This window comes from Kitasatospora sp. NPDC036755 (assembly GCF_040636595.1).
Taxonomy (GTDB): domain Bacteria; phylum Actinomycetota; class Actinomycetes; order Streptomycetales; family Streptomycetaceae; genus Kitasatospora.
In genome coordinates this window covers 1-10,450 of record NZ_JBEZUT010000303.1, presented here as the reverse complement: position 1 = coordinate 10,450, position 10,450 = coordinate 1, and the positions used below count along the sequence as shown (strand labels likewise).

At 75.7% G+C, this 10,450-nt stretch carries 10 protein-coding genes; 7 read left to right on the top strand and 3 right to left on the bottom strand.

What is annotated here, in order from left to right:
- Together AB0E96_RS32445 and AB0E96_RS32440 are read left to right on the top strand one after the other, a co-directional pair.
- Positions 1-352 (top strand): hypothetical protein (locus AB0E96_RS32445; protein WP_359829365.1); only part of this gene is annotated, 352 nt, incomplete at its 5' end.
- Between the two features lie 381 nt (positions 353-733).
- Positions 734-988, top strand: a complete 255-nt coding sequence (locus tag AB0E96_RS32440) for a hypothetical protein (protein WP_359829364.1) — start codon at positions 734-736, stop codon at positions 986-988.
- A gap of 6 nt (positions 989-994) precedes the next feature.
- Here AB0E96_RS32440 and AB0E96_RS32435 read toward each other — a convergent pair whose 3' ends face one another.
- Complete coding sequence (locus AB0E96_RS32435; RefSeq protein ID WP_359829363.1) at positions 995-3,496, bottom strand: helicase C-terminal domain-containing protein; 2,502 nt, start codon at positions 3,494-3,496, stop codon at positions 995-997.
- Positions 3,497-3,667: 171 nt separating this feature from the next.
- On the opposite strand from AB0E96_RS32435, the gene AB0E96_RS32430 reads away from it, so the two are divergent.
- Positions 3,668-4,651: a hypothetical protein gene (locus AB0E96_RS32430; protein ID WP_359829362.1), complete on the top strand. Its 984-nt coding sequence runs from the start codon at positions 3,668-3,670 to the stop codon at positions 4,649-4,651.
- A 65-nt stretch (positions 4,652-4,716) separates the two neighbouring features.
- Here AB0E96_RS32430 and AB0E96_RS32425 read toward each other — a convergent pair whose 3' ends face one another.
- The gene (locus AB0E96_RS32425) at positions 4,717-5,355 is read right to left on the bottom strand and encodes an NAD(P)H-binding protein (protein WP_359829361.1); all 639 of its coding nucleotides are present in this window, start codon (positions 5,353-5,355) and stop codon (positions 4,717-4,719) included.
- A 125-nt stretch (positions 5,356-5,480) separates the two neighbouring features.
- Here AB0E96_RS32425 and AB0E96_RS32420 point away from each other — a divergent pair, with 125 nt between their 5' ends.
- The 4 genes from AB0E96_RS32420 (at position 5,481) to AB0E96_RS32405 (ending at position 9,456) form a co-directional block, all read left to right on the top strand.
- On the top strand, positions 5,481-6,257 hold the full coding sequence (locus AB0E96_RS32420) for an SDR family NAD(P)-dependent oxidoreductase (protein WP_359829360.1): 777 nt from the start codon (positions 5,481-5,483) through the stop codon (positions 6,255-6,257).
- Positions 6,258-6,378: 121 nt separating this feature from the next.
- Positions 6,379-6,990 carry a helix-turn-helix domain-containing protein gene (locus AB0E96_RS32415; protein ID WP_359829359.1) on the top strand — a complete coding sequence of 204 codons (612 nt, stop codon included), beginning with the start codon at positions 6,379-6,381 and terminating at the stop codon, positions 6,988-6,990.
- 449 nt (positions 6,991-7,439) lie between these two features.
- Complete coding sequence (locus tag AB0E96_RS32410; protein ID WP_359829366.1) at positions 7,440-8,480, top strand: acyl-CoA desaturase; 1,041 nt, start codon at positions 7,440-7,442, stop codon at positions 8,478-8,480.
- Between the two features lie 172 nt (positions 8,481-8,652).
- Positions 8,653-9,456 carry a hypothetical protein gene (locus AB0E96_RS32405; RefSeq protein ID WP_359829358.1) on the top strand — a complete coding sequence of 268 codons (804 nt, stop codon included), beginning with the start codon at positions 8,653-8,655 and terminating at the stop codon, positions 9,454-9,456.
- 87 nt (positions 9,457-9,543) lie between these two features.
- Here the strand turns inward: AB0E96_RS32405 and AB0E96_RS32400 are convergent.
- Positions 9,544-10,450: histidine kinase (locus AB0E96_RS32400; RefSeq protein WP_359829357.1), on the bottom strand; the 907-nt coding region annotated here is incomplete at its 5' end.

The window sequence follows — 10,450 nt, the reverse complement described above, 5'->3', positions numbered from 1 at the left end:
CCCCGGAGTCGTCTCCGGCTGCTCCGACGTCCACGGGTTCGCTGCCACACACTCGTTCGAACGGCTGGCCGCGCACCTGATTTCGGAAGCGGCGCGACGTTGGTGGACGTTGGACGTCCCGTCCGAGATGGCCAACTTCGGCGAGATCCTGCTTCGCCACGCGGAAGCGGTCGCGATGCAGCGCGGCACGTGGACGTACGAGCCAGGCGCCCGCCAGGAATGGGCGGACGTCACCGTGACCTACCAGCCGAACCCCGACGTACAGGGCACCTGCTCTACTCCGGCGTCAGTGTGGGAACCCTGGGCATCCTGTACGGCTGTGACCCGCACTGGCTGCATGCGCAGCTGGTGAGAGCCGGGTACATCGACCCCGGCGACAGCCCCGGTACCTGTCCGGCCCGTGGGAGGGCATTCCCATGCCTGGCCGCAAAGCCTGGTCGTGATCATCCGGACGGGCCTACGAATCGAGGGCCCGTCCGGGCATGTCTGGGTGGGCACAACGGGGACTCCGCCGCATGGGGCAGGTGACGGAGGCTGCCGAATCGACCGTCCGCCCTTAGTATGTGCATCTGGCCTGATCGCATGGACGATGAGCGGTCCGTCGTTCACGCGGGGAAGCCCTCCACTGGCTGACAGGGTGGTTTGACGCAGACCCTCCAGTGTCGCGCATCGCGGACGGTGCGCGGGAGCCGTCCGCAGTGACCACGGTGCGCACTCGCTCGTTGATCCGGCCATGAAGAAGTCGAAGCGCGTTCTCACCGCCCTCGCCCTGATGGGCTCGGCCTTCGCGGCCACTGCTTCCTCGGCCGGTTCGGCCCACGCCCTCGCGGGGATCGGCGAGGGGCCCGGCGGCCTGCTCGCGGCGCCCGGGTTCCTGCTGGCGGACACCGTCACCGGGGGCGCGATGCCGGTCGGGCAGGGCCAGATCGGCAGCCTGGCGGACAAGGCCGTCCAGGACAAGATGAAGGAGGCGCAGCAGGGGCACTGACCGGGGTCACTCGTCGAGTTCCGCGACCCCGGTGATGCGGTGGAGGGCGAAGGTGCGGAGTTCGTCGGCGTGGTGGTCGAAGGCGGTGACGAAGCCGCCTTCGACCTTGACCGGGTCGATGATGCGCTGGCTGGCGATGCCCTCGGCGTTGAGGTAGCCGATCCACATCCGCTCGCCCAGGAGGACGGCCGTCTGGAGGGCGGCCAGGGTCTCGGCGGCGGCGGTGCGGGGGAGTTGGCGCGGGTCGGCGGTGGGCTCGCGGCGGGTGGCGGTGGCGGCGCGGTCGCCGGCCCGGATGGCCTTGATGGCGGCCGCGAGCAGGACGTCGTCGGGAGTGGGCGGGCCGTCGGGGACGGGCACGGGGGCCGTCCGCGGCGGGGTGCGGTGGCTGTCCGGCCGGGTGATCAGCACGTCGCCGTCGGCGGACTCGGCGGCCGGGGCGTAGCCCATCGTGCGCAGGGCGGCGAGCAGGACGTCCGGGGCGGCCTGGGAGGCGAGGACGGTGGGGGCGAGCAGCCGCAGCCGCAGGTCGGCGGAGCGGCGGTCGGCGAGCACCTCGCCGAGCAGGGACGGGTCGTCGCAGCGCAGGTAGGAGGAGGCACCGCCGACCCGCAGGATGCCGTGCCGGCGGGCGACGTCGTCGATCAGGTAGGCGAGCGGCTGCGGGACGGGCGTACGGCTGTGCTGCTCCAGGAAGGCCCGCAGGTCGGCGGCGGTGCGGCCGGCGTCGAGGGCGCGGCGGACCGAGGCCGGGGTGAAGCGGTAGACGGTGGCGCCGCCCTTGGACTCGATGTCGGCGCACAGGGCGAGGGCCTGGGCGAGCGGGGTGAGCAGCGGGCCGGGGGCGATCGCGGTGAGGTCCGGCTGGAGGATCACGTGGTCCAGCGGCTGCGGGAGCAGCGGGGCGAGCACCTCGGCCGGGTCGGCTTCGGCGGTGAGCAGGGCGCGGCCGGGGGCGGCCAGGGCGCCGCGGCCGGTGATGCCGAGGAGTTCGGCCTCGTCGAGGGTCCAGGCGGTGAGCTCGTCGCGCAGCTCTCGGCCGTCCGGGCCGGTGGGGCCGCCGCGCAGCGGGCGCTGCCAGCGCAGGGTGGGCAGCAGTTCCCCGGCGGTGGCCGGGGTGCCGGGCGGGAGTTCGGCGAGCAGCGCGAGGGCGGCGCGGCGGACGGACGGGGCGAGGGTGCGGTCGAGTTCGGGGCCGAGGGCGGCGCGCGGCTTGCCCCGGCCGTCCGGGGTGCCGGCGAGGGCGGGGACGCGGGTGGCGGCGAGCCAGGCGCCGGCCAGGACGGACCAGCGTTCGGCGGTGTCCAGGTGCAGCCAGGTGTCGTACCCGGGGGTGGGGGCCCAGCGTTCGTCCACCTCGCCGTCGGGGGCCAGCAGCCCCGCGGTGTAGGCGAGTTCGAGCCAGAAGGCGGTCTGCTGCTCGGTGTTCTCCAGGGCCTGGGCGGTGCGCTTGAGGTCGCGGACCCCGAGGCCGCCGGCGCGCAGGGTCAGCGGCGGGGTGAGGCCCCAGCCGTCCAGCAGCTCCTCGACGGTCTTGACCGCGGTGTGCGCCTGGGCGGCCGCGGCGCCGTCCACGGCCCGGGGGTCGCGCGGGGCGGCGGCGGGCGCGGGCTCGGGCTGGACCGGTTCGACGGTGCGGTGGGTGCGGCCGCCGCGCAGGTGCAGCGCGAGCTCGCGGGGCAGCACGACGCTGCCGGGGCTGGAGGGCAGCAGCAGGCCGCGGGCGAGCAGCCATTCGACGGGGCTCTGCGCGTCCTCGGCGGTGACCGGGCGGGTGGCGTCCGGGACGGTGCCGGTGGGCGGGCCCCAGACCAGCCGCTCCAGCAGCCGCAGCGCTGCCTCGGGCGCGGTGTCGAGCAGTGCGGCGCAGCGGGCGCGGTCGGTGAGCAGCGCGGTGAGCGCGGCGACGGCGCTGACCGGGTCCGGGGTGCCGGGCTGCCCGGCCGAGGCGAGCAGCTGCTGCAGCCGGGCCGGGGACATGCCGACGGTGGCGTCGGCGAGGGTCGGGCCGAGGCCGGTGCGGCCCGGGTTGGTGGCGGTCGGGGCGAGCGCCTCGCGGATGGCGAGGACCAGCCGCAGCCCGTTGTCCGGCCCCCAGAGCAGGGCGCGGTCGCGCAGGGTGGCGATCGCGCGCGGCAGGGCGGTGGCGACGGCGGAGCGGTCGGCCGGGGTGAGCGGGGTCGCGTCGGGGTGCGGCTTGACCTTCGCCGGGCCGGTCAGCAGGGTGCGCACGGTGCTCAGCGAGGTGCCGTCCGGTGCGGTGGCCAGCGCCTCGGCGACCTGGAGGGTGAAGCGGTCGAGCCGCTCCAGGGCACGCAGTGCGGAGGCGCGCGAGGAGAGCCGGGCGGACAGCTGGGTGAGGTCGCCGGGGACGGGGTTCAGCAGGTCGGGGCGGGAGCGGAGCAGGGCGGCGAGCGCGTCGTCGGGACGGGCGCGCAGTTCCTCGGCGAGGGTGCGCGGGCCGGTGGCGGACCTGCCCCGGCGTTGAGGGCCCTGCTGTGTGGTCATTCGACCTAGGTTAGTCGGGCGCGGGGACGAGGGGGTGTCCTCGTCCCGCGGCGGCTCCGGCGCATCGCCGGACCCGCGGTCGGACTCGCGCGGGCGGGGGCGGGGTGGGTAGCGTCACGCCGAGGGCGGTTCGGCGGGCGGCAGGGTTCGGGCGAGGCGGGGTGGTCGGTGATGACGGACGGCGAGTGGTGGCGCAAGAGCGGGCCGTGGAGCGAGCGCTCGCCGGGCGGCCCGGACGCGGGTCCGGACGCCGGTTCGGGCGCGGGCCCGGGCGCCGGCTCGGGCTCCGGTTCGGGCTCGGGTGAGGGCGCGTCCGGCGGCGCCCCGGAGGTCCCGTCCGCCCCCGCCCCGGACTTCGACCCCGACAGTGTCTACGACCCGCCGGCGCCGAGCGCGGCCGGCATCCCGTCCGTGCCGCTGTACCTCCCGGAGACCGCCGCCGAGGAGCGGTCGGACGTGATCCCGTCGCCGATGGTGTCGAGCACCGGCCCGTGGACGATGACGCTCTTCGACTTCTCGGACGGGCCGCAGCCCGCGCCGAAGCCGATCCCCGAACAGCGCGCCGCCGAGGACGGCGAGGCCGCCGAGCCCGCGACGGAGCCGGCCGCGCCCGCCGCGGCCCCGAGGAAGCCGCGCAGACGCCTGTTCGGAGCGGCTCCCGCCGCCGCCCCCGCCCAGCCCGGGGCCCAGGCCGGGAAGGCCGGGGGCGCGGCGAAGGGCGGCAAGGCCACCAAGGCCACCAAGGGCGGCAAGGGCGAGGCGGCGGGGAAGGAGGCGCAGAAGGACGCGGGCGGCCAGAAGCCCTCCCCGCTGATCCTGCTCTCCTGCGCCCTGCTGGTCGGCGGGGCGGTCTCCGGTTTCCTCCCGGTGATGCTGGCCGGCTGGGGCCTGGGCTACCTGTCCCGCCAGATCTCCGACCTGATGCGCAAGTTCGCGATCCTCGGCATTCCGCTGATCACGATGAGCGCGACCACCCTGTTCGCCATGCAGAAGGCCAAGCAGGCCGGGGGCCAGGGCGGCGGCCTCCAGTCGGGCTCGCCGCTGGGCCAGATCAGCTGGTCGTCGGCCCCGAACGTGCTGCGGGTGGCCGCCGTGCTGTCGGCGGTGGTCCTGCTGCTGCTCGCCATGCGCCGCCGCCCGCCGCAGCAGGGCTGAGCGCGGGGCCGGTCCGGGCGTCCTCGCGGGAGCCGCCGGCCGCCTGAGGGGGTGCGGGCGGGGCGTCAGTCGTCGGCGAGGTGGACGAGCCGGCGGTAGGTCGTCGGGTCGCCGAGGTGGCCGACGATCCAGTGGGCGACGGTGGCGCGGGTGACGGTGCCGGCGCGGGCCAGCGGCCGGTCGTACGAGACCTGGGGGCCCGCGGACGGCGGTCCGTCCTTGAGCATCGGCACCCGGACGACCGTCCAGGCGGTGTCGGAGCCGGCTAGCACCGCCTCCATCCGGGCCAGGTCGTGGTGGACCTCCCGGTACAGCCGGTCGACCACCAGCCTGGACACCGTCCGTTGGACGAACGGGAGCCGGCTGGTGTCCAGCCCCGCCGAGCTCATCGTCACCAGGTGCGGGGCGCCGCTGTCGCGCAGCGCGGCGGTCAACTCCCGGGCGCCGTCGGAGAAGACGGTGGTGGCGGCCCGGCGGCCGGTGGTGCCGAGGGTGGCGACGACGGCGTCCTGCCCGCTCAGCGCCCCGTGCAGGGAGCCCGGCCGGCCGACGTCGGCCCGGGCGGTGAGCGGGGTGCCGTGCGCGTACTCCGGCAGCCGGGCGGGGTCGCGGGCGACGGCGGTGACGGTGTGTCCCGCGGCCAGCGCGAGGTCGACCACCAGACGGCCGGTGCGTCCGGTGGCGCCCACGACGGCGATCCTCATCGGTTCCTCCTGGGGAGATGGTTCGGGTCTCGGGTGGTGCCTTGGAATTCATTCGGACAGGCTGTATGAATGAATCAAGTGAACCACAGCGCACCGCGAGTGCAAGCCCAAAGGAGCGATGGGACATGGGAGTTCGGCAAGATCACCACCCCGAACCGGACGGTCGGGTGGTCGTGGTCACCGGCGGCAGCCGAGGCATCGGCGCGGAGACCGCCCGCGCCTTCGCCCGGCAGGGCGCGGCCGTCGCCGTCCTCGGACGCGACGAGCAGGCGCTGGCGGACGTGGCGCGGGACCTGCGGACGGAGGGGGCGGCCCGGGCGCTCGGACTGGTCGCCGACTGCACGGACGCGGCGGCGCTCGGCTCCGCCGCCGCCCGGATCGAGCGGGACCTCGGCCCCGTCGACGTCCTGGCCGCCTTCGCCGGCGGCGACGGCCGCCCGGTGCCGACCGTCCGCGAGACCGAGGAGCACTGGCGGGCCGTGCTGGACGGCAACCTCACCGCCACCTTCCTCACCGTCCAGGCCTTCCTGCCCGGAATGCTGGCCCGTGGCCGCGGTTCGATCGTCACCATGGCCTCCACGGCCGGCCGGCTGCCCGGCGGTGCCTCCGCCGCGTACGCCACGGCCAAGGCGGGGGTGCTGATGTTCACCCGGCACCTCGCCCTGGAGGTCGCCGGCGAGGGCGTCCGGGTCAACGCCGTCGCGCCGGGCGCCGTCCGCACCGAACGGACCGCCGCGCAGATGCCGCCCGAGGTGCAGGCCGCGGTCGCCGCCGCGCACCCGCTGGGCCGCCTCGGCGAGCCGGCGGACATCGCCTCGGCCGTGCTCTTCCTGGCCTCCGACGCGTCCTCCTGGATCACCGGGCAGACCCTCGACGTCAGCGGCGGGCGGATCATGCTCTGAGTGCCCGGGCCGGCTCCGCCGGGGTGCCGGGCCTTCCCCGGCGGGCGCCCGGCCTTCCCCGCCACGGGTGAACCGATCGGCGATACTGCCAGTTCACGCGGAACGAGTGGAGGCGAGCGGGATGAGCCCCCGGTCCTACCGGATGGGACAGCGGCAGGCGGAGGTCGACGAGACCCGGGCCCGGATCGTCGCGGCCGCCCGCGCGCACCTGGCCGAGACCGGCGGGGTCTCGCTGGACGCGGTTGCCCGCCGCGCGGACGTCGCCCGGGCGACCGTCTACTACCAGTTCGGCTCCAAGGCGGGCCTGCTGGAGGCGGTCTGCGACGCCCTCGCCGAACAGGGCGGCATGGGCCGGCTCGTCGAGGCCTTCACCCTGGCCGACCCCTGGGCGGCGGTGGACCGCTTCGTGGAGGTGATGGGCGGCTTCTGGGCGGTCGACCGGGTCTGCACCCGCCGCCTGCGCGCCCTCGCCGCGCTCGACGAGGAGGTGGGCCGGGTCATCGCCGACCGCGACGCCCGCCGCCGGGAGGGGGCCGCCGTCCTGACCGGCCGCCTGCCCGCCGCCCCGCCGGACGCGGCGGGCCTGCTCTTCGTCCTCACCGCCTTCGAGACCTACGACGCGCTGGCGACCGAGACCGGGCCGTCGGACGGCGGTGGCGGTCTGGCCGCCGCGACCCCGGCCCTCACCCGGCTGGTCCGCGCCGCCCTCGGCGGGCCGTCCCGACCGGCGTGACGGCGGCCCTGCCTCCTGCCTCCTGCCTCCTGCCTCCTGCCTCCTGCCTCTGCCGACGGACGCCGAGAGCCGCCGGATCACCAGGACGTACGCGGCGTACGACGCGCTGGTGCTCGGCGACCCGGAGGTGCCGGCGCGGCGGGCCGGGGGAGCGGGGCGGAGCGGGAGGCCGGGGCGGTCGCGGCCGGGTTGCCGGCGATGGTCGACGGGCTCGGCTCCGGCGTGCCGGGCGGCCGGCGCACCGGTGAGCAGGTGCTCGCGGTCCTCGCGTACCACCTGGACGAGCCGTTAGGACGTCCGGAGACGGGCTGAGAGGCCCGCCGTCGGACCTCCCAGCGGGTCGGCCCCCGTGCGGCAAGGGGGTTAACACCCGTACGGGGCGGGTGCTTTCCCCGTTATGCGGACGGGCCCGACACCGGCAGAATCGCGGCATGCCCGCGCAGCCCGTGATGACGACCGAAGCGCCCGAAGCCCCCTCCCCCAGGTCGGGGAGCGGCGGCAGCGACTTCGCCCAGTTGACCCGCAGGATCGCCGCCGAAGGCCTGCTCGACCGACGCCCCGGCTACTACGCCGTCCGCGTAGGCCTGGTGCTCGCCGCCTTCCTCGGAGGCTGGTACGCCCTGTTCGCACTGGGCGACACCTGGTGGCAACTCGCCCTGGCGGCGGCGATGTCCGTCGTCTTCGCCCAGATCGGGCTGCTCTCCCACGACCTGGCGCACCGTCAGGTCTTCGACCGCCGGATGCCGAGCGAGATCGGCGGCCGGATAGCCGCCAACCTGCTCATGGGCATGAGCTACGGCTGGTGGATGAACAAGCACACCCGCCACCACGCCAATCCGAACCACGAGGAGCGGGACCCGGACGTCGCCCCCGACCTCCTGGTGTGGTCCAAGCGGCAGGCCCGGGGGGCGAGCGGCATCGCCCGGTTCATCGGCCGTCGGCAGGCGTACCTGTTCGTCCCGCTGCTCCTGCTGGAGGGCCTCAACCTCAGCTTCAACAGCTTCCGTGCGCTGCGCGGCCCCGCGGTGAAGCGCCCGGTGCTGGAGGGCGTGCTGCTGGTGGTCCACTTCGCCGCCTACTTCGGCCTGGTGTTCGCCGCGCTCCCGGTCGGCAAGGCGGTCGCCTTCCTCGCCGTGCACCAGGCGCTGCTCGGCGTCTACCTGGGCAGCGTCTTCGCCCCGAACCACAAGGGCATGCTGATGGTGACGCCGGAGATGAAGCTCGACTTCCTGCGCCGCCAGGTGCTCACCTCGCGCAACGTCCGCGGCGGGGCGGTCGTCGACGCGGTGATGGGCGGCCTCAACTACCAGGTGGAGCACCACCTGTTCCCCAGCATGCCGACCCCGGCGCTCGGGCGGGCCGCCCGGATCACCCGGGAGTTCTGCGCCGAGAAGGGCGTCCCGTACTACGAGACGGGCCTGGTCCGCTCCTACCGGGAGATCTTCGCCCACCTGCACCGCACCGGCGAACCGATCCGCTCCGGCGGCTGACCGGCTGACCGGCTGACCGGCTGACCGGCTGACCGGCCGCCCGGCTGAGCACCTGAGCGGCTGAGCGGCTGAGCGGCCGGCCGCCGGACCGCCCCCGCCCGGCGCACCCTCCGCCCGGTTCCGCGTTCGCGCCCGTACGATGCCGGAACGGGGTGGGCGACGGAGACCGGGGGTGGGTGTGGTTCGGTTCTGGTTGCGGTGGGTGCTGATCGCCGCCTTGGGCGCGGCGGTCGTGTTCGGCGGCTGGGCGGGGTGGCGGCTCTACCGCGACTCGGCGATCCCGGCCGCGCCGGACGTCCCGGGGGTGGCGCGGTCACCGGAGACCGGGGAGGCCCGGCAGGCGGCCGAGGAGCGGATGGCCGCCCGGATCGACCGGCTGCCCGAGCTGCTGCCCTGGGCCGAGGCGCTGGGGCAGTCGGCGGTCGACGTGTGCCGGACCGACTACCGCGGTGACCTGTGGAACCGGGGCAAGTGGCTGCCGACGGCCTGCGAGCGCTCCGTGAACGTGTACCTGGCCTTCGACGGGAGCGACGTCCGGGCCCGGCTGTCCGACCTGGACCGGTACCTGGCCGCCGAGGGCTGGCGGAGCAGCTCCTCGCGCTGGGAGGGCCTGGTCGCGGCCGACGACTACGCCCACCAGCCGCCCGCCGACCCGACCCCGGAGGAGGTGGCGGAGGCGGCGGCCCGGCCGGTCGACCCGTCCGTCGAGTTCGAGTCGGCGACGAAGGAGGCGGTGCGGACGGAACTGGCCGTGAGCGTCGCCAGGCCGCCGGGACCCGAACTCCTGGCCACCGGCGAGGACTACTGGTACGAGAAGTACGGCGACCGGCGCTACCGGAACGACGAGGGGCAGCGGTCCGACTACCTGGCCTGGCGGCCGGTGCGGCCGAGCGAGGTCACCAAGCAGGCCGAGGGCCGCTACGTGGTGGTGCTGGGCTTCACGACCCGGTACGCGGAGCAGCCGGAGACGTCCTGACGGGCCGTCCCGTCCGTGCGAGGCCGGTGCCGAGGTCGGTGCCGATGCCGATGCCGATGCCGGGTCCGGGGCCGGGGCCGGGGCCGGTCAGTCCGCCGCGTCGGCGGGCGGGCGGAGCGGCAGGGTGGCGGTGACCCGGAAGCCCGAGCGGTAGGGCGAGGCGGTCAGCTCGCCGCCGAACAGCGCGATGCGCTCGGCGAGTCCGAGCAGGCCGTGGCCGGTGGACAGCTCGCGGCGGGCCTCGGGCCGGCGGCCCGCGCCGTCGTCGATCACGTCGAGGGTCAGCACCTCGGACCAGTCGATCCGCACCGAGGCGCGGCTGCCGTCGCCGGAGTGCTTGATGACGTTGGTGACGGCCTCCTGGATCAGTCGGTAGGCCGTCAGGTCGACGCTGTCGTCGAGGTGGACCGGGGTGCCGTGCACCTCCAGGTCGATCAGGACCCCGGCGCGCCGGGCGTCGTCCAGCAGCGGGCCCAGGTCGGCGAGCCCCCGGCGGGTGGCCCCTTCCGTCACGGGCACGTCGGCGGAGCGCAACAGCCTCAGCATGCGGCGCAGTTCGGCCATCGCGTTGCGGCCCACGGCCTCGATGTCGCCGAGGGTCTCGGTCAGCCGGTCGGGGTCGGCGGGCGCCGTGCTGCGGGCCGTGTCGGCCCGCAGCACGATGACGGCCACCGCGTTGGCCACGATGTCGTGCAACTCGCGGGCGATCCGGACGCGTTCGCCGAGGACGGCCTGCCGGGCCAGCGCGAGTTCGCGCTGGTCGCGCTCGGCGGTGAGGGCGGTGGACCGGATCCAGCGGCCGGCGCCCCAGGCCAGGGCGGTGATCGGCACGGAGAAGGCGATCTCGCTGAGGATCACCGCCGTCTCGTGGGCGGGCCCCACCGCTCCCGTGGCGACCGGGTACCAGATGCCGAGGGCGTTCGGGAGGCAGGTGAGCGCGAGCGCGGTGAGGGCGGCGGGCCGGTTGTTCTGCCGGGCCACGGTGTACAGCGCG

Coding starts and splice junctions, on each gene's coding strand:
- AB0E96_RS32430 (WP_359829362.1), top strand. CDS start 3,668: ATGACGGACGGCGAGTGGTGGCGCAAGAGCGGGCCGTGGAGCGAGCGC.
- AB0E96_RS32440 (WP_359829364.1), top strand. CDS start 734: ATGAAGAAGTCGAAGCGCGTTCTCACCGCCCTCGCCCTGATGGGCTCG.
- AB0E96_RS32425 (WP_359829361.1), bottom strand. CDS start 5,355: ATGAGGATCGCCGTCGTGGGCGCCACCGGACGCACCGGCCGTCTGGTG.
- AB0E96_RS32410 (WP_359829366.1), top strand. CDS start 7,440: ATGACGACCGAAGCGCCCGAAGCCCCCTCCCCCAGGTCGGGGAGCGGC.
- AB0E96_RS32435 (WP_359829363.1), bottom strand. CDS start 3,496: ATGACCACACAGCAGGGCCCTCAACGCCGGGGCAGGTCCGCCACCGGC.
- AB0E96_RS32415 (WP_359829359.1), top strand. CDS start 6,379: ATGAGCCCCCGGTCCTACCGGATGGGACAGCGGCAGGCGGAGGTCGAC.
- AB0E96_RS32420 (WP_359829360.1), top strand. CDS start 5,481: ATGGGAGTTCGGCAAGATCACCACCCCGAACCGGACGGTCGGGTGGTC.